This window comes from Desulfosporosinus metallidurans (assembly GCF_001936615.1).
GTDB lineage: Bacteria > Bacillota > Desulfitobacteriia > Desulfitobacteriales > Desulfitobacteriaceae > Desulfosporosinus > Desulfosporosinus metallidurans.
This window is the reverse complement of sequence record NZ_MLBF01000010.1, coordinates 56,439-78,990: the sequence shown is the minus strand read 5'-3', so window position 1 is coordinate 78,990 and position 22,552 is coordinate 56,439. Positions and strand designations below refer to the sequence as shown.

Here is a 22,552-nt window from a genome sequence, read left to right as displayed (position 1 = left end):
ATGGGAATTTTGTAAAACAAATGGAAATAAAAGTATCGATAGCCCGTAAAAAGAGCAGGGTGGTACCGTGAAAAATCTCGTCCCTGATTGATATAGGGTTTGGGATTATTTTTTTTAGGAATTTTAAAGGAGTGTCGTGAATGTATACAGGAAATGAATTAAGGGACATGTTTCTTAAATATTTTAAGGCTAAGGGACACAGAATTCTGCCCAGTGCCTCGCTTATTCCCAAAGATGACCCGACTCTTTTGTTGACGGTCGCGGGCATGGTTCCCTTCAAACCCTATTTTCAACGTCGGGTCGAACCCCCCTTTCCGCGCGCCACGACAGCCCAGAAATGTGTTCGTACCCCCGACCTTGAAGTGGTTGGTAAAACAGCCCGCCATCATACTTATTTTGAAATGTTAGGAAATTTTTCATTTGGAGATTATTTTAAAAATGAAGCAATCCCCTGGGCCTGGGAGTATATAACAGAAGTATTAAAAATTCCGGTTGAAAAACTCTGGGTGACGATCTACCCAGAAGATGAAGACGCGAAAAAGATATGGGAGAAGGCCGGCGTCAAGGCCGAACGAATCATAGGGGATCCTGAGAATTTTTGGGCAGCCGGTCCTACGGGTCCTTGTGGACCCTGTTCAGAGATTTATGTTGATCTTGGAGAAGCAAGAGGGTGCGGCAAGCCCGATTGTGGCGCGGGTAGTTGTGATTGTGATCGCTTTTTGGAAATCTGGAATTTGGTCTTCATGCAGTATAACCGGGATGAAGCGGGTGTGTTAACCCCTCTTCCGAAACAAAACATTGATACAGGTATGGGCTTAGAACGAATCGCGTCTGTCATGCAAGGGGTTGAGACCAATTTTGATACGGATCTCTTCCGTCCCATTATTGACTATGTAGCTGGATTGGCAGGACTTAACTATAAAGATGATCCCAAAAGTGACATGGCTCTAAAGGTGGTAGCGGATCACGTTCGGGCGGTATCGTTTATGTTGGCTGATGGAATTAGGCCCAATAATGAAGGCCGAGGGTATGTCCTCCGACGGATTCTACGCCGCGCTGTTCGGTATGCCAAACTCTTAGGGATTGAAAAACCGTTCCTAGAATCTGTCTTTAGAATTATCCAAAGGGACTATGCTCATGCCTATCCGGAACTTCAGGAAAATGAGAATTTTATCTTGAACCATTTAAGCTTGGAAGAGAAGAACTTCCAGGCAACTCTGGAGCAAGGCACGCAAATGTTGCAGGAAAAGGTCAAGGAACTTCTAAAAAAAGAAAAGACGGTTTTAACCGGACCGGATGCCTTCTATCTCTATGAAACCTATGGCTTCCCAGCGGAGTTAACGGAAGAAATGCTTGCCGAACAAGGTCTATCCGTGGATATGCCCGCTTTTCAAACGTCAGCAGAGGAGCATCGCCTGCGGGCTAAAGAACAATCTCAAAAAATGCGTGCAGTGGTTGAAAGCCCAGAATTAATGGAAAAGGCAAAACACTTAGGAGCTACGCCTTTTGTGGGATATGATACAATTTCATCGTCTGTCAGGATTGAGGGTTTGTTTGTCGATGGCAAGGAGAGGGAGGACGTCGGAGAAGGGGAAGAAGTTATGGTCTTCCTTTCTGCGACTCCGTTTTATGCGGAAAGCGGTGGTCAGGTTTCAGATGTCGGAGTGCTCAAAACTCCTCGGGCTGAGGCTCGAGTGCTTGAAGTGAAAAAAGGTGTCACTGGGACCCTTTATCATCGCCTCAGCGTCACGACAGGGGTATTCCACGTTGGTGAACTAGTGGAAGCGGAAATTAATAACCTTGAGCGTCAGGCCACGACTCGCCATCACAGTGCAACTCACCTCCTTCAGGCTGCCCTGCGTTCCGTTCTAGGGGAACACGTTCAGCAAGCGGGGTCTTTAGTGACGCCGGAGCGCCTGCGGTTTGACTTTACTCATTTTTCTCCGTTGACCCCAGATGGACTGAGGGCAGTAGAGGCTCTTATTAACGAAGCAGTGTTAAAGAATATGCCAGTTGATGCGACGGAAATGTCGTTAACCGAGGCAAAATCAAGTGGAGCTACGGCACTTTTCGGGGAGAAATATGGAGAGACTGTTCGTGTCGTCCGCATGGGGATGTTCAGTCAAGAATTGTGCGGGGGGACTCATGTCAAAAACACGGGAGAAATTGGGCTCGTTAAAATCCTGAGCGAGGGGGGGATCGGGGCAGGCCTACGCCGGATTGAAGCGGTAGCCGGATTAGAAGCCTTAGCCTATCTTCGCACTCTTGATGAGCAGGTGATGGAAGTTGCCCAAACCCTTAAAGCTCAGCCTACAGAAGTGGGTAAGCGTGTCAACGGACTGGTGGCTCAAGTTAAAGACCTTGAACGGGAAATAGGACAACTTCAAGCAAAGCTCGGCAAGAATGAAGCGGAAGGGTTACTCAAGCGTGTTCAGGAGATCGAAGGGATTCCTGTCATATCTGCTCAGGTGCATGTCTCGGATATGGAGGGCCTTCGTCAAATGGCGGATCTTTTACGTCCCAAACTTAAAACCGGGGTTATCGTCTTGGGGGCAGTGAGCGAAGGAAAGGTTAATTTCGTAACGGTCGTTAGTCCAACAGGTTTAAGTGGGCTTCATGCCGGGCAGATTATTAAAGAAGTGGCCAAGATTACAGGGGGCAGTGGTGGTGGTCGTCCGGACATGGCCCAAGCTGGTGGAAAAGATCCCGGAAAACTAGGTGAAGCTATCGATCGCGTCCCAACAATTCTCCGGGGATTTCTTAAAAAATAGAGGAAAACTGCAGGGACGCCAAGAATATCCTTTGAGAAGACCGAACAGAGGATGGCGAAAGGGGGACAGGAAATTGGATCGAATGGAAGAAACCATGATGTTTAAGGCTGTGGGAGAGGACGTTTCTGCCCACGATATTTTGCAGAAGGTGTATGCCGCTTTGCAGGAAAAAGGGTATGACCCTATAAACCAGATGGTTGGCTATTTGATGTCCGGCGACCCTGTATATATTACTAGCCACAATCAGGCGAGAGCGATGATTCGTAAACTTGAACGCTTTGAGTTAATCGAAGAACTAGTCAGAACCTATTTGCAAGCCAAATAATTGTGTCGTACCGAAACCCTCACTGGATGTGGTGAGGGTTTCGACGTTTAGGAAGCGTTAACCATGAACTTCTGATTCGAAAGGAGAATCGAATATGCGTCAAGTTAAGCTTGGCTTATGGGGGCCTGAAGTCTCGGAGGTGTGCTTTGGAAGCTTGGCCATATCTCCGTTACAGGGACGTGTAACGGAAGCGGAAGGAGCTTCCGTTCTGCGGTACGCACTGGAACAAGGGATTAATTGGATTGATACGGCGGAAATCTATGACAATTATGCACAAATTGCGAAGGCAACTGAGGGCTATCCGGACGTTCAAATTATCAGTAAATCTTACTCTGTTTCGGCCGAGGAAATGCGGCTCAGTTTGGAAAAGGCGCGAACCGCTCTCAAACGTGAAACACTTGACTTTTTTCTGCTTCATGAACAGGAAAGCGCTTTAACCCTGAAAGGGCATTCGAGGGCTTGGGAAGAACTTTTAAGGGCTAAGGAAAAAGGTATCGTGCGCCGGATTGGGATTTCCACGCATGCTGTGGCTGGAGTTAGGGCTGGAGCGCTCCAACCTGGTCTTGATGTGATTCATCCCATTTTGAATTATCAGGGTCTAGGAATTATTGATGGAACGTTAGACGAAATGCTCGAAGCTATTTCATTTGCCGCGGAATTGGGCATCGGGATTTACGCTATGAAGATTTTCGGGGGTGGGCATTTAAGTCATGACCCGGAAAAGGCTATAAACTTCGTCAGAGGGGTTCCGGGAGTGCAAGGGATGGCCTTGGGAATGTCTAGCCGGGAAGAAGTAGATTATAACCTTCTCTTGTTGTCTGGACAAGAGGTTCCAAGGAACTTGAGGGAAAAAGTTAAGCACAGAGAGCGAAAACTTTATATTGCAGATTGGTGCCAAGGGTGTGGGCTTTGCTTGGAAGCCTGCCCTCAGGGTGCTTTGAGTATTGAAAAGATCGCCGTAGTAGATAATAAGGCGTGTGTGCTTTGTGGGTATTGCGGGAGAGTTTGTCCGCACTTTTGCCTGAAGATTGTGTAAGGTAGGAAGACCGAGGCACGACGAGGGTGTGCATGTTGGGGGGAGCTGGTGGGCTTCGCTTCGCTTCGCACACTGTCGTTTGACGCTCAGCTCCGGCACGCAACTCCCCCTGCTCAGGGGTCTAGTCGTGAGGGTGCTTGGGATGCAGCAAATTCACCTCGGCTCTTGCTTTGATAGGAGAGGCTGGGAAACGGAGATATGGGTAAGGTTGATTTGGAGGGATATCATGCGGATTATGGGGTTGGATTTTGGGTCGAAGACCATTGGGGTGGCAGTAAGTGATGCTCTATTATGGACGGCTCAGGGGGTTAAGACGATCAGGCGTTCAAAGACGGAGCTCGATGAGTTACGTGAACTCATTCGCGAATATGAGGTTAACGAGATCGTAATAGGCTATCCTAGAAATATGAATGGAACTCTGGGACCCCGTTGTGAATTGACCGATGAGTTTGCCAAGGTTTTGCGTCTGGAGTTTGAGCTTCCGGTGGAGTTATGGGATGAACGTTTAAGCACAGTGGCTGCACAGCGGACGCTGCTTGAAGCGGATGTGTCGCGCGCTAAACGAAAGCTTGTAATAGACAAGATGGCGGCTGTTTTTATACTGCAAGGGTATCTCGATCGTCGGCAGTCTAAAAATAGGCAACTATGATTATTTGACAATCATTACCTACAATAGTACAATGACCATATTCTTTAATAAGAGGTGAATCACATGACTGAACATCCACATGATCACGACCATGATGAGCGTGACGCTGAAGAGTTTGACACAGTCGTTCTCACAGATGATGAGGGAAAAGACCACGAGTTTCTCCATCTCGATACCTTGGAACTTGAAGGCTCGACATACTTTGTATTGATGCCTATCTCAGAAGATGAATCCGAAGATGAGGATGCCGATGAGGCTATTATCCTTAAACTCGGCAAAGATGCTGAGGGAGGCGAAATGCTACTTGACATCGAAGATGATGAAGAGTGGGAAAAAGTGGCTGACGCTTGGGAGAACTTGGTAGAATCCGAAGAAGAATAAGAGAATAACCTTTACATGCGTATAGGTAACTAGAAGAACTCGCTGAGAGCATCTCGGCGAGTTCTTCTAGTTCTCACATCTGCCGAATTCCTTTCCGTGTTTTCAGCCGCAAATACTTCAGTTAAGGGATGATTCAACAAAAAAGCAACAAAAATTGAATTCGCACTCGGAATTTTAGACTAGAAGTGGTATTCTATCTTATATGGGTTTAGACATTTTTTCTGAATGAAACGATTTATGGTAAGGAGATGGAGTTTCGTGTGGAAAGAATTTAGAGATTTTGCAATGAAAGGCAATATTGTTGATTTAGCCATAGGTGTTGTGATTGGTGGCGCTTTTGGGAAGATCGTAACCTCTCTCGTCAATGATATGATTATGCCGTTAGTGGGGATCTTGCTAGGAAAAGTTGACTTTTCCAATTTATTCATCGTTCTTGGTAATGGACATTTCAAAACGATGGATGAAGCAAAAAAAGCGGGAGTCGCTACCTTGAATTATGGACTTTTTATCAATAACATTATAGATTTTTTGATTGTCGCTCTCTCCATTTTCTTTGTAATTAAGCAACTTAGTCGTTTAACGAAAAAGAAAGAAGCAGAAGTCGTCGCTCCTAAGACGAAACAATGTGACTATTGTTTTACGGAAATCCCGATTGCAGCGACACGATGTCCTCATTGTACCTCAATGCTCAATCCTGCCACGAAATTTTAAGCTTAGTATTTGCTCTAATCACACAAAAAGGTAACCTATGGCTAAGAAGAGTCGCGGGTTACCTTTTGTGTTGCCCTACTTTCTTACGTCCCATTAATACACTGCGTTATTTTCTAAAAGGGTAAATTATTTCAGAGATAATCGTGGAACACTACGGAAATACTAACGTTTAAAAAGAGGAGGTATCGGTGATAAAGAAGTACACAAGACAATCGTGGATGTGGGCCCTTACTAAGGCCTTAACGGTTCCTTTTTTGATATTACTGCTTGGAGGATGCACCCCTCCTTCAAGCCAGCCCCCTGAGGCTAAGATACTTTCTAATCAAACGACAGAGAATCAAGAGAGGGGGGGAATTGAATTACTGCCAGAGGGGACTAAAGTAGACGATTTGGATCTAAGTGGCAGTTCAGCTTCTGAAGCGGAGGAGAAAATCAAGGAATGGGCGAAGGACAAGCTGGAAGAAACCCGTGTCCTGTTGTACAATGAAACAGAGATGCCAATTACGTTGAAAGACATGGGCATTGCTTTGGATCAGCAGAAGACGATGGACGATATCGCGCGTAACCCCGGAACGGCTCTGCAGAGCGTACTGAAAGTCGATACGGTCAAAGACAAGCAATCCCTTCAGGAGAAACTTAAAAAATTTAGTCGACCAGCTAAAAATGCCGCCTATAAGATTGAAAAAGACAAGTTTGTCATTACGCCGGCAGAGAGCGGTCGGACGGTTGATACGGATAAATTGATTATTACTATTCAAAAGGCTCCATTAAGCGAGGTTCCGAGCCGGATTGGCATACCGATGGTTGAGGTGCCAGCATCAGTTAGCACAGAAGCGGTCAAGGTTTTAGCCTTTGATACCGTTATAGGAGAGTATACTACGAAGTTTGCTGTCCAAGAGAAAAACAGGTCCGCAAATTTGGTTGTGGCTGCCAAGGCTTTGGATCGCAAAGTTATTCGTCCAGGAGAGATTTTTTCCTTCAACAACACAGTCGGTCCTCGAGAACCAGAAACAGGATATAAAGATGCCTACGTAATTGTCAATGGTGAGTATGTGCAAGGAATAGGAGGGGGCGTATGCCAGGTGTCCTCGACCCTTTATAATGCCGTACTCTTAGGTAATTTAAAAGTGGTAGAACGGATGCCGCATGCTGTAGCTGTAAGTTATGTTGCTGCGGGTCAAGATGCAACGGTTAATTATCCTAATCTTGATTTCAAGTTCCAAAATGATACGGCCAACTTGCTTTATTTGCGGTCAGACGTTAAAAACGGTATTCTAACTCTCCAAATTTGGGGGAAGAAGACGGACAAATCCGTACGTATTGAACGACAAGTTGAGAAAGAAATAAACTATAAGACGGAAAAGAGGCCAGATCGAAATCTGGCCTCGGGTCTGGTTGTTCAGGAACAGACAGGTGCCAAGGGCCTTATAGTAAACACTTGGAAGGTCGTGCGTGATGGTACTGGAAAAGAGACAAAGCAGTTCCTAAGTCGGGATTCCTATGCTCCCACGAATCGCATTTTACGCGTTGGTGCTCGAGGCCTTTCTTAAAGCATGTTTGAAAGAGAGATGAAACTATGTCCCCGAGAAAGAAAAGACGGTGGAAAAAATTTACGGGATTTTTTCTGGTTCTCATAATTGGGGGCTTAGGATATTTAGCTTGGTGGAATTGGGCCACACAGCCTTACTCCACCTCAGGTAACAGTGAGAAAATCACGATTGCTTCGGGGACTACAGCATCTCAATTGGCAGAAGAATTACAGCAGCGTCATCTTATACGCAGTGCATTCGCGTTTAAGTATTTAGCCCGTACCCAGCAAACCAATTTCAAGATTTATGTGGGGGATTATGTATTCTCTCCGGCCATGTCTCCTGACGAAATTATTAAAATCTTACTCAAGGGTTCAGCCTTAGCTGATATCCGAGTGACCATCCCAGAAGGGTATTCCACAGAACAAATTATCGGGCTACTGGTGCAGAAGGGGATTGGTAGTAAAGAGGAGTTTACAAAAGTTGTCATGGAGGACTCGTTTTCGTATCCGTTTCTGCAGGGTGCACCAAAAGGAATTCACCGTTTAGAAGGTTATTTATTTCCCAATACTTACGCAATCGATGATAAAACAAGTCCGCATGCAGTGATCGATATGCTCCTCCAACAGTTTTCGAAAGAGGTTACGCCGGAAGTGCAGAAACAGCTTGATACTATGAAACTTTCCGTTCCTCAGTGGGTTACCTTAGGCTCTCTGGTTGAAAAAGAGGCGGTGAAAGAATCGGATCGTCCCTTGATTGCTTCGGTGATCATGAATCGATTAAAGATTAACCAGCCCCTTCAAATTGATGCCACAATTCAGTTTTTGCTGGGCAATCCAAAACCAAAACTTTATAACAAGGATCTTCAGATTCTCTCTCCGTATAATACATATCTTAACTTAGGATTGCCGCCGGGACCGATTGCCAACCCAGGACATGCCTCCCTGCAAGCGGCATTGTATCCGGCTCAAACGGATTTTCTGTACTATGTGGCCAAAAAAGATGGCTATCATGCGTTTGCTAAAACGTATGCGGAGCATTTGAAAAACGTAAAATTGTATCAGTGAGGGTTCTAGCGAGATGGATTTTGCACGTTCATCCCGAAACTCCGTTGCTGCGAACTGGAATGGACGTTATAGTGAATGCGCTAAGCCACTTTTCTGGTCCTTATTGGGGTTATTTAGACATTTCTAAAATTTGCTGAACGTCTTTATCTCCTCTGCCGGAAAGATTGACGATGATGATTTGCTCTGGGGTTAAGGTGGGGGCGAGTTTGAATGAATAAGCGACAGCGTGTGCGCTCTCCAGGGCGGGGATTATGCCTTCGGTCCTGGAAAGTCTGTGGAAAGCGTCGAGGGATTCCTGGTCTGTTACGCTTACATACTCGGCACGGCCGATGTCTTTGAGGTAGCTGTGTTCGGGTCCAACGCCAGGGTAGTCTAGACCTGCTGAAATGGAATGGGTGGCGAGGGGTTCGCCCTGTTCGTCTGCCATGACGTAACATTTAAAGCCGTGCACGATTCCGGGTGCTCCGGCTGAGAGGGGAGCGGCGTGTTTTCCTGTTTCAAGACCTAAGCCGGCTGGTTCAACTCCAATAAGTCTGACACTTGGGTCGGGGATAAAGTTAGCAAACATGCCGATGGCGTTGCTTCCACCGCCGACACAGGCCATGACAGCATCCGGGAGTTTTCCCTCGGCTTCCAGGATCTGTTGGCGTGCTTCTCGTGAAATGATCGACTGGAAGTGTTTGACGAGTGTTGGGAAGGGATGGGGCCCTACGGCAGAGCCAAGCATATAAAACGTGGTTTCATAGTTCGTGGCGAAATCCCCAAGGGCTGCATCTACGGCATCTTTCAGGGTGCGAGATCCAGCTGTAACCGAGATCACCTTAGCTCCTAAGAGTTCCATGCGAAAGACATTAAGGGATTGGCGTTTTGTGTCCTCTTCTCCCATGTAGATAACGCATTCCATGTCAAAAAGGGCACAGGCTGTGGCTGTAGCTACGCCGTGTTGCCCAGCTCCGGTCTCTGCGATGACCCGTTTGACGCCCATGCGTTTGGCGAGCAAGGCTTGACCAAGGACATTGTTGATTTTATGCGCACCGGTATGATTTAAATCTTCACGTTTGAGATAGATTTTCGCGCCCCCTAATTGTTTAGAAAGCTTTTCCGCATAGTAGAGGGGGTTTGGGCGGCCGACATACTGACGCAGATAATAGTCGAGCTCTTCATTGAAAGCTGGGTCATCCTTATACGTTTCAAAGGCATCGTCCAATTGATTCAGGGCGTCTTGTAATTGGGGTGGAACAAAACTTCCGCCATACTCACCAAAATAACCTTTTTCCATCATAGAACCCTCCATCTCATGATTTTTGTAAATAAAAAAACTCTCCGCCCTTTAGAAGGACGGAAAGTTGATTTCCATTATGCCACCTTTTTCGTACAGGCTCTACATAGAAAATGTAAATGCCCGCAGTTCAAACTTAGATACGAAGAAGGATACGAATCTCGTGCATATAGAAAACTTGGCTAGCGCCAAGCCTCAGCGAAGGCGGTCGCCTTAGTTGCACTTATGCCACCCGAAATTTATACTTTCTGCTTGGTATAATTAAGCAGATGCGGAGAGTCGGCCTCTCGATATCCGTGTTTCTGTAACGGGAAACCCCCGGTATCACCTACTGACGCTTAGCGTGTTCGGATTACGACTCTGAGATCCATTCGGTCTACGGGAACTGTATCAGACTTTCACCTTCTCTGACTCGCTAAAACATTCCTCAAAGACGTACTAATTCTCGTCATTGTCTTGTGCTATGATTTTCTGTATTGTAATATAGCAGAAAGCTTTCGTCAAGGGGTGTTAGGTAAAAGATTTTAAAAGCGAGACGGGGCGAGATGGCTTTTGCCCGTTCTACTTCCGCACCATTAATTTTTTAATGGCCCGATCGAGACCTTCTAAGGTTAATTCATACATGGGAAAGGTGTCGCGCACCATTTTTATGGTTTGGTACCCGTGAACTCGTTCCCAATACCCCTCTGGAATAGGGTTGAGCCAGACGTTATAGGGGAACTTCTTAGCGATACGCTGTAACCAAGTAATTCCGGGTTCATCGTTTCCTAAATCCCAAAAGATGTTACCATCGCTCATCATGAGTTCGCTGGGAGCCATGGACGCATCCCCGATGATGATTACTTTGTAATCTGAATTAAGCGAACGTAAAATATCTTCAGTTTTGATCGCTTTGCGTGGATTACAAGAACCATCTAAATACAGAAGATCATAGATGCAGTTGTGGAAGTAATAGAACTTCAAATCCTTGAAATGGGAAGACTTGTGCACAGCGGAGAAGAGTTGGCTACAGATTTTGGCATAAGAAACCATCGAACCACCCGCATCCATCATTACAATCACTTTGACTGAATTTTTGCGGGGCCTTGTCCAAACGAGCTTTAATTGCCCAGCATTCTTGCAGGTTTCATCAATCGTATCCTCTAAATCAAGTTGATCTTTGACCCCATCAAGGCGGGTGCTAAACTGGCGCAAACGACGTAATGCAACTTCAAACTGACGCACACCTAAGGTCGTGTCACTGCGGTAATCCCGGTAATTTCGCTCGCTTGCTACTTTGACTGCGGATTGACCGTGTGAATCCCCACCGATTCTAACTCCTCCTGGATGAAACCCAGAGTGCCCGAAGGGCGAGGTCCCTCCTGTACCGATCCAAGTGTTTCCACCGTGATGAGGTCCATCTTGTTTGCGCAAACGTTCTTCCAAAGAGGTTTTTAAACTCTCCCAATCGGGTAAACCTAGTTTCTTTAAGAGCTCGTTTCGTTCTTCTTCGGAAAACATTTTGGCGGGCAAGGGATTGGCCATCCATTCGGAAACCTGATCTAATAATTGTTCAGGGGTTTCAATCCCTTGAAAATACGACTGAAAGGCTAGGTCGTATTGGTCAAAGTGGCTTTCACTCTTAACTAAGACCGCTCTGGCAAGGTAGTAAAACCCTGATAGACTTGATTCAGCTAAACCGACACTAAGTGCTTCCATCAAAGTCATCCATTCAGTTATCGAAACAGGAACACCCTCACGTCGTAATTGATAAAAAAAGTTTGTATACATATTCGTTTACCAGCCACGAGTTTTGGCACGAGACGGATTTTCAGTCCCGCGTGTATGGAGCTGCCTTAAGGTCAAATCAAAATCCTGGTTCTTTTTTAACAAGGCCCCTAAGAAAGGGATTTCCTGAGAAATCTTATCGGGCTGGATACCACCGATCGTCAAGGCCTGTACCCAATCGAGAAGTTCGCTGGTACTCGGTTTTTTCTGTAAACCAGAGATGCTGCGCAACCAATAGAACGATTTCAAAGCTTCCGCCAGTAATTTCTCTTCCAACTCAGGAAAATGGACATGCACAATCTCTTCCATCATTTCTTTGTCAGGAAAGTCAATGTAGTGAAAAACACAACGCCGCAGAAAAGCATCGGGGAGTTCTTTTTCTGCATTGCTCGTGATGATCACAATCGGTCGATGTTTCGTCGTAATGGTTTCCCCTGTTTCAGGTATGTAAAAATTCATAACGTCCAATTCCCAGAGTAAATCATTGGGAAACTCTAAGTCAGCTTTATCGATTTCATCAATTAATAGTACAACCCGTTCGGTTGATTCAAAGGCCTCTCCTAGTTTACCTAATTTAATATACTGTTTAATGTTGGAAACATTCTGCTCACCGAATTGACTGTCATAGAGACGCTGGACAGTGTCATAAACATAAAGACCATCTTGAGCTTTTGTGGTCGATTTAATATTCCAGATAATTAAGCGCAAACCCAAAGAACGTGCAATGCTTTCGGCTAAGACTGTTTTGCCTGTGCCTGGTTCCCCTTTGATTAGGAGCGGCCTCTTTAAGGCTACGGAGATATTTACACTGTTGCGGAGATCATCTGAAACGATGTAATCGTCAGTTCCTTGATAGAGTAGTTGATCATTCATTCTGAAAGTGTCCTCCTCATCGTCTTTGAACTTATTGTAACTGTATAATACCACTAATTGTATATAGTTTGCTAAAATAATACCTGTTTTCATTATTCCATAAAAGCATGGAGAGAGTACGATTTTGTTGACAGGAGAATGTCAAACCTGAGCAGAAGGCAACTCTTATTTGGGGAAGAGGACAAGTGCTTGATTTTGGGGTATAGTATTGATACAAGAAAAGCATAATACTTAATAGTTAGGGGAATTTTTCATGAAAAAACCTGAGTTATTGGCTCCAGCGGGAGATTGGGAAAAGTTAACGTATGCGCTGGCTTATGGAGCGGATGCGGTTTATATGGGCGGTCAGGCTTTTGGGTTGCGGGCTTATGCGGGAAATTTCGGCTTGGAGGAAATGAAGAAAGCGGTAAGCTGGACGCATGGGTTGGGCAAGAAACTATATGTTACAGTGAATATTTTCGCCCACGAAGCGGATTTCGAGGAACTTCCAGCTTATCTAAAGCAGTTAGAAAGGCTGGGGGTGGACGGGGCAATTGTCTCTGACCCGGGCGTCATTGCGATGGCTCAGGAAGTTGCTCCTCGTCTGCCTCTTCATTTAAGTACCCAAGCGAATAACACGAATTCGTATTCCGTACGCTTTTGGCTTAAGCAAGGGATCGAACGGGTCGTCCTCGCTCGGGAGCTGACGCTTGAGGAACTGCGGAATATGCGTTCCAAGGTGGATGGAGGACTGGAGATCTTTATCCATGGAGCGATGTGCATGTCCTATTCTGGACGGTGTTTATTGAGTAACTATTTGACAGGACGGGATGCCAACCGAGGGGAATGTACTCAGCCTTGTCGGTGGGGATATGCCCTGGTGGAGGAAAAACGGCCGGGGGAAGTATTTCCAATTGAGGAAGATGAACGAGGGACGTATGTTTTTAACTCCCACGATTTATGCCTTTTGCCCCATCTGCCCTTGTTAAAGCCTTTCAACTTTGATAGCTTTAAGATCGAAGGACGAATGAAAAGCGTTCAATATGTCGCTAGTACGGTCAAGGTCTATCGGGAAGCGATCGATACTCTGTGGGAGGAGGGGGAGAAAGCCTTTCAAGCGAAGCTTCCTCAGTGGTTGGAAGAGCTGGATAAAGTCAGTCACCGGGATTATTCAGCAGGGTTCCTCTTCGGAAAGCCAGGGGCTAAGTCGCATAACTTAGAGTCCTCCCATTATGTGCGGGATTATGACTTTGTGGGGGTCAGTTTGGATGACGAGGAAACTGAAAACTACTCCGCAGACGCTACTGATAAAAACGCGGCGTGGATTGAACAACGAAACCACTTTAAGCGCGGAGAGGTTTTGGAAGTTCTGACTCCGAGGGGAGAATCTTGGTCGTTCGAAGTTACTGAGATGTGGGATGCTGAAGGGGCACCCATCGAAGTGGCCCGCCATGCCCAGCAAAAGATCAGGATGACAGTACCGGAGAGGATTCTCCCGTTTAGCATTTTGCGTCGGGCGAAAAGTGAGAAAAAGTAGATTAGATAAAGGGGGACAAGTGGATGGATTCCTCTTCCATGAACAAGAGAGAACCCAAAGTAGATTCTCCGTTTACAGATGCAGATGTTGTAGTGAAAGCGCGCTTAGAACGGGTGGAGATGCAAATGTTAGATAAACTTGTCGAGGGCTTAGGTCATCTAGGTATCGTAACAACGACGAACAAAGCGCAAGGCGAAGTTATGATTCAAACGACGAAGCATTGTTGGCCAGAGTTGAAGAAAGCCATTGAAAAGATGCCTTTTGAGATAGAGTTTATTTGAAGAATAGTTAAGATTAAGGGAGAATAGCTGATGAATTTTCCAGAAGTACAGAAGGATCTTGATGTGAACTTATATGCGAATACTGACCTTATTATCAAAGCCCGCATAGATCGTTCGGAAATCCAAATGTTATGCAAACTTGTAGAGGGGTTGGGCCATCTTGGTATCGTGACAACGACGAACAAAGAGTTAGGAGAAGTGATGATTCAAACGACGAAGGATTGCTGGTCAGAGTTGAAAAAGATACTAGAAAAGATGCCATTGGAGATTGATTATATTTGAAACAATAAGAAGAAGGAACTCGAGTCGAGTTCCTTCTTCTTATTGACGATCCCGCCACTTCCGACAGAAGAGACTTCTCCTAGACTAACTTAATTAGCCAGGTTCACTTTGATTTTCTGGATTGTTTCCAGAGGAAGGCCTGTGATTTTGGCAATAATTATTGGGTCAATCCCCTCAATTAACGCGTTACGAGCATCTTCGAGCTTGCCTTCCAGCCTACCTTCTAGCTTGGCTTTTTCTGCCACAATAGGATTATACAAGGTTCTAGTCATGCTCAGCACCTCCTCGTTTAGCTTTTCATCGTTTACATATCTGCTGTTTAAGTATCTAAAGAGTTCTTCATTAGCTAAGAGTATTTTTAACGAGGTGAGCATCAGAAATGTCGAAATTATAAGAGAAAGGGAAGGTTCCAGGACCCTGCGCTGAACGGTGAGCGGAAGTGAACCGTTCAGCCGAGTAGGTGAATTATTCTTCATTGAAATTGACAGCACGGGTCATTGGGGACAGACCCCGTGGGAAGGTTAGAACTCCTGCAAAATGGCAACATTTTATGTAGGAGGGATAGATTAATATGATCCGACTAAGAAAAGAAGAAGGTTATACCCTAATCGAGCTCATGATTGTCATAGCGATCGTGGGGGTTCTGGCATTTCCTGAAATGGAGCAGGTTAGAACATCTGCGAAACTTACCGGGGTTCAATCAAACTACAGATCAGTCATAGCGACAATTTACGGACTGCAGAGCACGGAGGATGTAGCCACAAAATTAACGTCTCTTTTTGGTAATTCGGTGAGCCCTAAAGTTGAAGATATGACAAATCCAATGACCCACAAGATGGGTGTGGCAACTGCAGTGGATCATACCGGCGAACCAGCAGCAGTCTATGTATTAGACAGGACTGTGACCACAATACCATCAGGGGTTGAGCAGTCAGAATATAAAGGAGCAGTCGTAGCAATAGTACAAGCGGACAATAGTGTAGTCGTCTATGGCTGTGACGAAGCTGGTAAGCTGATGACAGGATTACAAAGGACGATACAATTATGATATTGTAATTGGCTAGGATACAGAATCCGCATTTTTACAAACACTAGACAAGAATTCTTGTCTAGTGTTTGCGTCTCCTTTCGATTTGAGGCCACCCGAGGGGAACGAAAAGGACGATAAATGCTCTATACCTATGCCCATGTTCTAGCTTGTTCAGAGCATGAACGATGGGAAATCCTCCAAGGCGTTCCCTATGCTATGTCACCAGCGCCCACTATCCGACACCAGGAGGTAGCAGGAGCGCTTTATCGAATTCTTGGTAATTACATGCAGGGGAAGGCTTGTCGAGTCTTCATTACGCCACTAGATGTATTATTGACGGAGGGGCAAGAGCCGGATGAGCAGATTCAAACCGTTATCCAACCGGATGTGTTTGTTGTCTGTGACAAATCCAAGTTAATAAACGTCGCTGCAAAGGTGCACCGGATTAGATTATCGAAGTACTCTCTCCCGCTACGGCTAGAAAAGACCGCAGGGAAAAATTTCTCCTTTATGATAAGCATGGCGTTAAAGAATATTGGCTCGTAGAACCTGATGCTAAACTGATGACTGCTTTTATCTTAAAAGACGATCAGTATGGCCGTCCTACTATATACAGCGATGAAGAAGAAATGAAGCCATCGATTTTTACCGATCTGATCGTAAATCAGACTGAAGTCTTTGCCAATATAGAGGTTGAGGAAGATTGACACTCTTTCTGTGAATGTGAGACACCTGCATAGTGTTAACCTTGAAGAATCCCGGAATGCCTATTGTAGCCGGCTTATGGGAATTATTACCAATTACTTATAATCTTGTCGAATCTTGGTGTGGTCCCCGCAGGGAGCGGACGACGATTGGAGGACGTTCCCTCCCCGTGAAACGAGGTGAGCATCAGAAATGTCGAATTATAAGAGAAAGGGAAGGTTCCAGGACCCTGCGCTGAACGGTGAGCGGAAGTGAACCGTTCAGCCGAGTATTTGTATAGATCGGAGGGAAGCTCCCTCTCACCTTACTTTGACCTCAGACTTAGTTTGATAGTTCTGCTTTGAGCTTCTGCACTGTTTCTAGGGGCAGATCAGTTATTTCAGCAATGTCTTCTAACGAGAATCCTTTTTTCACTGCGTTTCGGGCTGCTTCCAGCTTACCTTCTAGCATGCCTTCCAGCTTACCTTCTAGCATGCCTTCCAGCTTACCTTCTAGCATGCCTTCCAGCTTACCTTCTAGCTTGCCTTCCAGCCTACCTTCTAGCTTGGCTTTTTCTGCCACAATAGGATTATACAAGGTTCTAGTCATGCTCAGCACCTCCTCGTTTAGCTTTTCATCGTTTACATATCTGCTGTTTAAGTATCTAAAGAGTTCTTCATTAGCTAAGAGTATTTTGTGCAGGTCTTCTCCGTCTATTTCCTCAGCTTTAAACAATCTGGCTGCTTCGTTAGATATTTCTTCCACTATCTGTTGGGCTTTCTGGATTAGTTCCTGGAGTTCATGTTCTGTATGGTTCTTTCGATTTTTGATTTTTTCCATCTGATAGCGTAACTTAAATACCTGCAAGGGCAATAGTGGGTAGAGTTTTTGTTCTAAGATCTCCTCTTTACTGTATTCCCAGTATTTCATGACGGGTACTCGGTAGTTTATTTCCTGTCCGTCAGGAAATATTAGTTTTAGTCTTAATTCGTCTTTGATGCTTGAGTTTTGTTCTATGAAGATTACCAATTGTTTGGGGATGTAGAATACCGTTTCTTCCTGGTCTCCTTCGTATTTGGCTATTTCTTTGGCTTTGCTGATGCTGTATTCTAACATTCTGATGACCATGCTGTCATCGTTTAGGGTCTGCAGTTCTATGTGATAATGATTGGAATGGTCAGCATTGCTGAGTTTGAGAAACAGGTCTCCTCTTAGAATATTATACGCATCGTCAACGAATTCATTGCTAGCAAAGCTTACTTTATTATACTATAGGCAACGATCTATGACTACTCTTTAGAGTTCCGTCAAGAAATGAAGCCATCTATTTTTGCCGATCTGATCGTAAATCTGGCAGAAGTCTTTGCCAATATAGAGGTTGAGGAAGATTGACACTCTTTCTGTGAATGTGAGACACCTGCATAGTGTTAACCTTGAAGAATCCCGGAATGCCTATTGTAGCCGGCTTATGGGAATTATTACCAATTACTTATAATTTTGTTGAATCTTTGTACTACAGACCCCGCAGAGAGCGGACGACGATTGGAGGACGTTCCCTCCCCGTGAAACGAGGTGAGCATCAGAAATGTCGAATTATAAGAGAAAGGGAAGGTTCCAGGACCCTGCGCTGGTAGTACGACCCCGTTAGGGAAGTATGAAAGGAGTGTAAGAACTTGAAATATCTGTCTTTTAAGTAGATGTTTTGCTTTACGAAAGAATACTTTAAAATAAATGTTATAAAAAGTTATCTGTGTCAATAAGACCTATTGACGGTGAGTAAAATTATCGATAGTATAAGTATGCAAGAAGAATAGTCAATAGGACGAAAGTCCCGAGTGACTAGGCCATAAGTGAAAAAGTACATAATGGGGAGGATGAATGAAATGATCAAACGGAGAAAAGATGAAGGTTTTACATTAATCGAACTTATGATTGTTATTGCGGTAATTGGGATTTTGGCGATTGTGTTGGTCCCGAAGGTAGGGACGATTAAGACTCAGGCTAAGAATCAAGGAATTGATACAAATATGAGAGTAGTACAGGGTTATGTACAGGCAAAGATAAGTCACTGGGCTGACAAGAATACCTTACAATCTGCCATTGCTTCAGATATTGACAGTGGTTTGACAACGAGTTCAGATCCAATGAAAAACCCCTTTTTTAATGGATCTGCTGGAACTAATATTATTAATGTAATTGGTAGTGAATTGCCGGCAACGACTGATGCTGTGCAAATTAGAAGCACTTCTGCTGGTACTGGTCAAGGAACGATTGAAGTGATTGTACCAGCTGATTCGGGTACTAATAATACTTTGGCTACAAATGGCATTACTATTAATGGCTTGGATCAAAATGGTACAGTGTATAACACAGTCAATATCAAACCGTAAATGATAAATATGAAAACCAAAAATATAGGAAAAGGGTGTTTACCAAAACACCCTTTTCCTATATCCTTAAGTTAATCGGAAAGGAGGCTCCCCGCCATGGCCCTACGTCAAGAACGCAAACGTCTCGGTGAAATTCTCATTGCTGGTGGTGTGATTTCTCCGACGCACTTAGAAGAGGCTCTTGCAATGCAAAAGTCTCTTGGTCTTCGTTTAGGTGAGGTTTTAATCAAGCAAGGACTTGTCACAGAAGAGGACATTCTGCGGACGATGCAAAGTCAGTTGGGTCTGCCCTCAATCGATCTAAACCGCATTGTGGTTCCTGAACAAATTCTGCGCTTACTGCCAGAAAACGTCGTGCGGAAATATACCGTCCTTCCCGTGGAAATGAGCAATGCTCAACTTCTGGTGGCTATGAGTGATCCAACCGATTATTTTGCGATCGATGACTTACGCTTAGCTTCAGGAATGATGGTGAAACCTTGTCTAGCCAAGAAAGGGGATATTCTGCAGGCTATTGACCGTTTCTATGGTCGGAGTGAAGCGGAAAAGGCGGCCCGTGACTATGCGAAACAATTGGGCGTGACTCCAGTTGCTGCGACGTCCCAGGTGGCGTCTCTTGGCGTTACTGGGATGGAAGTCGTGGATGAGGAATCAACCCCGATCATTAAATTTTTAAACACGATTATCGAGAATGCTGTCAATAACAAGGCCAGCGATATTCACATCGAGCCCATCGATGAAGAACTGCGGGTGCGGTTTAGGATCGATGGGGTGTTGCGCGAGATTATGCGTACTCCGGTTAGTATGGCTAATCCTGTCGTTAGTCGCGTTAAAATTATGGCAGACCTCAATATTGCGGAACGTCGCTTGCCGCAAGATGGTCGCATTTCCTATCTTGTTGGGGGTAAGGCGATCGACTTTCGGGTGTCCACAACTCCGACTATGTACGGGGAAAAAGTTGTTTTGCGTATTTTGGATAAATCCAGTGTTATCCTAGAGAAGGAAGCTTTGGGGTTGGTCGGGAAAGATTTAAAAACGTTTGAGGAATTGATCACACGACCTTACGGGATCGTCTTGGTCACGGGACCGACGGGAAGTGGAAAGACAACAACTCTTTATACGGCTCTGAACCAATTAAACTCGCCGGAAAAAAACATCGTAACCCTAGAAGACCCAGTGGAGTTTAATTTTAAAGGGGTCAACCAAATGCAGGTCAACCCTAAAGCGGGACTTACGTTTGCCACAGGACTACGTTCTCTTTTGAGGCAAGACCCGGACATTATTATGGTAGGTGAGATGCGGGACAATGAAACGGCACAGATTGCTGTGCGCTCGGCTTTAACGGGTCATTTGGTGTTATCCACCATTCATACCAATGATGCAGCCAGTTCCATTACACGTTTAATAGATATGGAGATTGAGCCGTTTCTGCTCTCAGCGTCAATCCTAGGCATTATTTCGCAACGGCTTGTGCGGCGCGTATGTCCCCATTGTAGTACCGAGTATGAGACAGGGCCTAAGGAACATGTCTTACTTGAGGTTTCTGTCTCAACCCACTTAACTTTAAAAAAGGGACTGGGGTGTACGTATTGCAACAAAAGCGGATATAAAGGACGAATTGCTATCTTTGAGATTATGCCGATTACGGCAGGACACAGACAACTCATTGATCGGCGAGCAACGGCGGACGAATTAAGAAACTATGCAATGGCTCAGGGGATGACGACCCTGAAGCAGGCGGCTACAAGGCTGGTTTTAGAAGGAGTGACGACCGTGGATGAACTACTGCGGGTTACTTATGTGAATGAATAGGCTGAGGTGAACGGCAGGAATGCAATTTCGCTATAAAATTATCAATCAAGAAATGCGCGTGACAGAAGGAGTCTTGGAAGCGGTTGATCTGGAGAGCGCGAGGCGACAAGTTCTCGAGAACCGTTGGCAAATTATTTCTTTAGAGAAGGCATCCAGTCTCAGTAGTTTACTTGCCACGGGATTCAAGAGCAAGGTTAAGTATGAATCGATTGCCGCTTTTTGCACGCAAATGGCGATGATGATTCGCTCAGGAGCTAATTTAGTTCGGGGACTGGATATTCTACAAACCCAGATGGAGGATCGTCGTCTAAAGGAAGTCGTAGAATCGATTCACCGCAGTGTCAGCCGAGGAAGTTCGTTATCCGCAGCTATGCGAGAATGCCACGGAGCCTTGCCGGAGCTCTTAATTAATTTGGTGAGTGTGGGGGAAGAAAGCGGAAGTTTAGACTCTGTCCTGACGAGTATGGCTGAGTATTATGACCGGGAGAATTTTATCCGTAAAAAGATCACCAGTGCCGCGATCTATCCCGTAGTTCTGACAGTGGTACTTATTGGGCTTGTGATTTTCTTCATGAATTTTATTCTGCCGGAGATCACAGATCTCATGAAAGGGAATGGGCAAAAGTTACCTGCAGCGACCCAGATGGTCGTCGACTCCTCTGCTTTCCTCATGAGTAATGGAATATTCCTCTTGTTTGGTATCGCAGCATTCGTTATTATATTGTATAGGGTATTCAAAATTCCTAAGTATCGCTATTATCTGCATGCTTTTTTACTGCATATTCCTCTTCTGGGGAGAAATATGAGAGATGTCATCACTGCCCGTTTTTCTCGGACTTTGGCTCTATTTTTGCATTCTTCGATTCCCATAGTTCAAATTTTGAACTCTCTTGAAGGTATCGTAGGCAACGAAGTTCCCCGTTTAGCGGTCGTTCGGTCCAAAGACCTTATTATTCGTGGGGAGACGATGGCCTTAGCCTTTGGCAAGGAACCTTTCTTTGACCCGCTGGTCATTCAAATGATGTCCATTGGGGAAGAGACAGGGCGGTTAGAAGAATTAATGGTTGAAGTAGCTAATCACTATGATAAACGAGTGGAGATTGGGATTACTCGTTTAGTAGCCTTGGTCGAACCGATCTTTACGATCATCATTGGAGTTTTTGCCGGGGGGTTAATTATTGCCATAGCCTTACCCATCTTCAACATGGCGAGTGGGGTCAAATAAAGTTGGGAGGTCGTCATGAGGGCAGGAACAGAATCATTGAAACGGCGGCCAAGCCAGTTCGGATTTACGTTAATTGAAGTCATGCTCGTCTTAGCGGTGATCAGTATTTTGGCACTCGTTACGGTTCCAAAATATCAAGCGTTGATTGAGCAGATTCACTTGGATTCTTCGGCTCAAAGTGTGGTAGGGCGTCTGAATTATGCTAAGCAACTGGCTATGGATCAACGAAAAACAATTTATGTAGCCTTTAATGGCAATGCGATTCAAATATTAGATTCGACCTATCAATCGATTGGAGATTCACAGTCTTTTGAGAGTGGAGTTTCCTTTAATCAACTCCAAAGTCTGGGACTAAATCCGCTTACCGACGGGACAAATTCATATGGGTGGGGCTTAGCGTATAGCAATAAAGGGTATGTCATGGCCAGCGGCGGACGTACTGGATTTGCAGCTAATATTCTCTTAACGAGTTCAAGGTCCGGACGATCGGAGAGCATTAATATAGGGGCAGGTACTGGATATTTGACCACTTCTGAGCCTTAAGGTACTTTACAAACGTCGTGCGAGAGAGGGGGGAAGGGGATGAAGAACAAACGTGAAAAGGGTATGACCGTATTAGAAGTGGTGATAGCCTTATCCATTCTTATGATTGGGATTGGTTTTCTCATGCAAAGCGATGCGGTATCTTACCACTATCGAGATCAGCGTGAACAACGCCAGCAAATGCTGTTTTATGCGGCGGGGCAGATGGAGGCTTTTGTTCAGGGTCAAACTGTGAGCGGAGATCATGCACCGTTCTCGAATTATACCGTCCAGACGACCGTTACCCCAGTGACTGGTAGTTCCCATCTTGAGAAGGTTCAGCTTACTGTGTCCTCGAAGTCTGTCTCCTCCTATGCCCCGCTTCCTGTCGAATTATATGGGTACAGGGTAACGCCATGAGA

The 22,552-nt window shown here is 45.2% G+C and carries 24 protein-coding genes; 19 read left to right on the top strand and 5 right to left on the bottom strand.

The window, feature by feature from the left end:
• Positions 1-140: 140 nt before the first annotated feature.
• The 8 genes from alaS to mltG all read left to right on the top strand — a co-directional run bounded on the left by alaS (position 141) and on the right by mltG (position 8,469).
• On the top strand, positions 141-2,771 hold the full coding sequence (alaS, locus tag DSOL_RS09035; protein WP_075364538.1) for an alanine--tRNA ligase: 2,631 nt from the start codon (positions 141-143) through the stop codon (positions 2,769-2,771).
• 73 nt (positions 2,772-2,844) lie between these two features.
• Complete coding sequence (locus DSOL_RS09030) at positions 2,845-3,096, top strand: IreB family regulatory phosphoprotein (RefSeq protein WP_075364537.1); 252 nt, start codon at positions 2,845-2,847, stop codon at positions 3,094-3,096.
• Between the two features lie 94 nt (positions 3,097-3,190).
• The gene (locus DSOL_RS09025; protein WP_075364536.1) at positions 3,191-4,132 is read left to right on the top strand and encodes an aldo/keto reductase; all 942 of its coding nucleotides are present in this window, start codon (positions 3,191-3,193) and stop codon (positions 4,130-4,132) included.
• A gap of 226 nt (positions 4,133-4,358) precedes the next feature.
• Positions 4,359-4,781 carry a Holliday junction resolvase RuvX gene (ruvX, locus tag DSOL_RS09020; protein WP_075364535.1) on the top strand — a complete coding sequence of 141 codons (423 nt, stop codon included), beginning with the start codon at positions 4,359-4,361 and terminating at the stop codon, positions 4,779-4,781.
• Positions 4,782-4,844: 63 nt separating this feature from the next.
• On the top strand, positions 4,845-5,162 hold the full coding sequence (locus DSOL_RS09015; protein WP_075364534.1) for a DUF1292 domain-containing protein: 318 nt from the start codon (positions 4,845-4,847) through the stop codon (positions 5,160-5,162).
• A gap of 258 nt (positions 5,163-5,420) precedes the next feature.
• On the top strand, positions 5,421-5,873 hold the full coding sequence (gene mscL, locus DSOL_RS09010) for a large conductance mechanosensitive channel protein MscL (protein ID WP_075364533.1): 453 nt from the start codon (positions 5,421-5,423) through the stop codon (positions 5,871-5,873).
• A gap of 218 nt (positions 5,874-6,091) precedes the next feature.
• Complete coding sequence (locus DSOL_RS09005; RefSeq protein ID WP_075364591.1) at positions 6,092-7,423, top strand: VanW family protein; 1,332 nt, start codon at positions 6,092-6,094, stop codon at positions 7,421-7,423.
• Positions 7,424-7,449: 26 nt separating this feature from the next.
• On the top strand, positions 7,450-8,469 hold the full coding sequence (gene mltG / locus DSOL_RS09000) for an endolytic transglycosylase MltG (protein WP_075364532.1): 1,020 nt from the start codon (positions 7,450-7,452) through the stop codon (positions 8,467-8,469).
• A 109-nt stretch (positions 8,470-8,578) separates the two neighbouring features.
• Here mltG and trpB read toward each other — a convergent pair whose 3' ends face one another.
• The 3 genes from trpB to DSOL_RS08985 all read right to left on the bottom strand — a co-directional run bounded on the left by trpB (position 8,579) and on the right by DSOL_RS08985 (position 12,388).
• Positions 8,579-9,763, bottom strand: a complete 1,185-nt coding sequence (trpB, locus tag DSOL_RS08995; RefSeq protein WP_075364531.1) for a tryptophan synthase subunit beta — start codon at positions 9,761-9,763, stop codon at positions 8,579-8,581.
• Between the two features lie 546 nt (positions 9,764-10,309).
• Positions 10,310-11,518, bottom strand: a complete 1,209-nt coding sequence (locus DSOL_RS08990) for a vWA domain-containing protein (RefSeq protein ID WP_075364530.1) — start codon at positions 11,516-11,518, stop codon at positions 10,310-10,312.
• A gap of 6 nt (positions 11,519-11,524) precedes the next feature.
• Complete coding sequence (locus DSOL_RS08985) at positions 11,525-12,388, bottom strand: AAA family ATPase (RefSeq protein ID WP_075364529.1); 864 nt, start codon at positions 12,386-12,388, stop codon at positions 11,525-11,527.
• Between the two features lie 253 nt (positions 12,389-12,641).
• On the opposite strand from DSOL_RS08985, the gene DSOL_RS08980 reads away from it, so the two are divergent.
• From DSOL_RS08980 to DSOL_RS08970, 3 genes are read left to right on the top strand one after another with little or no spacing between them, the layout of a single operon-like run.
• Positions 12,642-13,904 carry a peptidase U32 family protein gene (locus DSOL_RS08980; RefSeq protein ID WP_075364528.1) on the top strand — a complete coding sequence of 421 codons (1,263 nt, stop codon included), beginning with the start codon at positions 12,642-12,644 and terminating at the stop codon, positions 13,902-13,904.
• A 23-nt stretch (positions 13,905-13,927) separates the two neighbouring features.
• The gene (locus DSOL_RS08975) at positions 13,928-14,185 is read left to right on the top strand and encodes a DUF4911 domain-containing protein (protein WP_235838749.1); all 258 of its coding nucleotides are present in this window, start codon (positions 13,928-13,930) and stop codon (positions 14,183-14,185) included.
• Positions 14,186-14,215: 30 nt separating this feature from the next.
• On the top strand, positions 14,216-14,467 hold the full coding sequence (locus DSOL_RS08970) for a DUF4911 domain-containing protein (protein WP_075364527.1): 252 nt from the start codon (positions 14,216-14,218) through the stop codon (positions 14,465-14,467).
• 89 nt (positions 14,468-14,556) lie between these two features.
• On the opposite strand, the gene DSOL_RS26710 is transcribed toward DSOL_RS08970, so the two are convergent.
• Positions 14,557-14,739: a hypothetical protein gene (locus DSOL_RS26710; RefSeq protein ID WP_083642385.1), complete on the bottom strand. Its 183-nt coding sequence runs from the start codon at positions 14,737-14,739 to the stop codon at positions 14,557-14,559.
• 299 nt (positions 14,740-15,038) lie between these two features.
• Between DSOL_RS26710 and DSOL_RS08960 the strand changes: the two genes are divergently transcribed.
• The 3 genes from DSOL_RS08960 to DSOL_RS29500 all read left to right on the top strand — a co-directional run bounded on the left by DSOL_RS08960 (position 15,039) and on the right by DSOL_RS29500 (position 16,204).
• Positions 15,039-15,515: a type II secretion system protein gene (locus DSOL_RS08960; RefSeq protein ID WP_075364526.1), complete on the top strand. Its 477-nt coding sequence runs from the start codon at positions 15,039-15,041 to the stop codon at positions 15,513-15,515.
• A 120-nt stretch (positions 15,516-15,635) separates the two neighbouring features.
• Positions 15,636-16,043 carry a Uma2 family endonuclease gene (locus DSOL_RS29505; RefSeq protein ID WP_207649618.1) on the top strand — a complete coding sequence of 136 codons (408 nt, stop codon included), beginning with the start codon at positions 15,636-15,638 and terminating at the stop codon, positions 16,041-16,043.
• On the top strand, positions 15,947-16,204 hold the full coding sequence (locus tag DSOL_RS29500) for a Uma2 family endonuclease (RefSeq protein WP_207649620.1): 258 nt from the start codon (positions 15,947-15,949) through the stop codon (positions 16,202-16,204). The genes DSOL_RS29505 and DSOL_RS29500 overlap by 97 nt, the downstream gene beginning before the upstream one ends.
• A 319-nt stretch (positions 16,205-16,523) precedes the next feature.
• Here the strand turns inward: DSOL_RS29500 and DSOL_RS08950 are convergent, their stop codons facing one another.
• Positions 16,524-17,297, bottom strand: coding sequence for an RpnC/YadD family protein (locus DSOL_RS08950; RefSeq protein WP_170871473.1), 774 nt, complete (start codon positions 17,295-17,297; stop codon positions 16,524-16,526).
• 767 nt (positions 17,298-18,064) lie between these two features.
• Between DSOL_RS08950 and DSOL_RS08945 the strand changes: the two genes are divergently transcribed.
• From DSOL_RS08945 to DSOL_RS08925, 5 genes are all read left to right on the top strand, one after another.
• On the top strand, positions 18,065-18,571 hold the full coding sequence (locus tag DSOL_RS08945) for a competence type IV pilus major pilin ComGC (protein ID WP_083642383.1): 507 nt from the start codon (positions 18,065-18,067) through the stop codon (positions 18,569-18,571).
• Between the two features lie 96 nt (positions 18,572-18,667).
• The gene (locus DSOL_RS08940; protein ID WP_075364523.1) at positions 18,668-20,383 is read left to right on the top strand and encodes a GspE/PulE family protein; all 1,716 of its coding nucleotides are present in this window, start codon (positions 18,668-18,670) and stop codon (positions 20,381-20,383) included.
• 19 nt (positions 20,384-20,402) lie between these two features.
• Positions 20,403-21,608, top strand: a complete 1,206-nt coding sequence (locus DSOL_RS08935; protein WP_075364522.1) for a type II secretion system F family protein — start codon at positions 20,403-20,405, stop codon at positions 21,606-21,608.
• A gap of 15 nt (positions 21,609-21,623) precedes the next feature.
• Positions 21,624-22,151 carry a pilus assembly FimT family protein gene (locus DSOL_RS08930; RefSeq protein WP_075364521.1) on the top strand — a complete coding sequence of 176 codons (528 nt, stop codon included), beginning with the start codon at positions 21,624-21,626 and terminating at the stop codon, positions 22,149-22,151.
• Positions 22,152-22,190: 39 nt separating this feature from the next.
• On the top strand, positions 22,191-22,550 hold the full coding sequence (locus tag DSOL_RS08925; RefSeq protein ID WP_075364520.1) for a type IV pilus modification PilV family protein: 360 nt from the start codon (positions 22,191-22,193) through the stop codon (positions 22,548-22,550).
• Positions 22,551-22,552 lie beyond the last annotated feature (2 nt).

Bases quoted from the DNA above. Each gene is read 5' to 3' on its own strand.
- alaS (WP_075364538.1), top strand. From the start codon at position 141: ATGTATACAGGAAATGAATTAAGGGACATGTTTCTTAAATATTTTAAG.
- DSOL_RS09025 (WP_075364536.1), top strand. From the start codon at position 3,191: ATGCGTCAAGTTAAGCTTGGCTTATGGGGGCCTGAAGTCTCGGAGGTG.
- ruvX (WP_075364535.1), top strand. From the start codon at position 4,359: ATGCGGATTATGGGGTTGGATTTTGGGTCGAAGACCATTGGGGTGGCA.
- DSOL_RS09015 (WP_075364534.1), top strand. From the start codon at position 4,845: ATGACTGAACATCCACATGATCACGACCATGATGAGCGTGACGCTGAA.
- DSOL_RS09005 (WP_075364591.1), top strand. From the start codon at position 6,092: ATGTGGGCCCTTACTAAGGCCTTAACGGTTCCTTTTTTGATATTACTG.
- mltG (WP_075364532.1), top strand. From the start codon at position 7,450: ATGTCCCCGAGAAAGAAAAGACGGTGGAAAAAATTTACGGGATTTTTT.
- trpB (WP_075364531.1), bottom strand. From the start codon at position 9,763: ATGGAGGGTTCTATGATGGAAAAAGGTTATTTTGGTGAGTATGGCGGA.
- DSOL_RS08990 (WP_075364530.1), bottom strand. From the start codon at position 11,518: ATGTATACAAACTTTTTTTATCAATTACGACGTGAGGGTGTTCCTGTT.
- DSOL_RS08985 (WP_075364529.1), bottom strand. From the start codon at position 12,388: ATGAATGATCAACTACTCTATCAAGGAACTGACGATTACATCGTTTCA.
- DSOL_RS08980 (WP_075364528.1), top strand. From the start codon at position 12,642: ATGAAAAAACCTGAGTTATTGGCTCCAGCGGGAGATTGGGAAAAGTTA.
- DSOL_RS08975 (WP_235838749.1), top strand. From the start codon at position 13,928: ATGGATTCCTCTTCCATGAACAAGAGAGAACCCAAAGTAGATTCTCCG.
- DSOL_RS08970 (WP_075364527.1), top strand. From the start codon at position 14,216: ATGAATTTTCCAGAAGTACAGAAGGATCTTGATGTGAACTTATATGCG.
- DSOL_RS26710 (WP_083642385.1), bottom strand. From the start codon at position 14,739: ATGACTAGAACCTTGTATAATCCTATTGTGGCAGAAAAAGCCAAGCTA.
- DSOL_RS08960 (WP_075364526.1), top strand. From the start codon at position 15,039: ATGATCCGACTAAGAAAAGAAGAAGGTTATACCCTAATCGAGCTCATG.
- DSOL_RS29505 (WP_207649618.1), top strand. From the start codon at position 15,636: ATGCTCTATACCTATGCCCATGTTCTAGCTTGTTCAGAGCATGAACGA.
- DSOL_RS08950 (WP_170871473.1), bottom strand. From the start codon at position 17,297: ATGTTAGAATACAGCATCAGCAAAGCCAAAGAAATAGCCAAATACGAA.
- DSOL_RS08945 (WP_083642383.1), top strand. From the start codon at position 18,065: ATGATCAAACGGAGAAAAGATGAAGGTTTTACATTAATCGAACTTATG.
- DSOL_RS08940 (WP_075364523.1), top strand. From the start codon at position 18,668: ATGGCCCTACGTCAAGAACGCAAACGTCTCGGTGAAATTCTCATTGCT.
- DSOL_RS08935 (WP_075364522.1), top strand. From the start codon at position 20,403: ATGCAATTTCGCTATAAAATTATCAATCAAGAAATGCGCGTGACAGAA.
- DSOL_RS08930 (WP_075364521.1), top strand. From the start codon at position 21,624: ATGAGGGCAGGAACAGAATCATTGAAACGGCGGCCAAGCCAGTTCGGA.
- DSOL_RS08925 (WP_075364520.1), top strand. From the start codon at position 22,191: ATGAAGAACAAACGTGAAAAGGGTATGACCGTATTAGAAGTGGTGATA.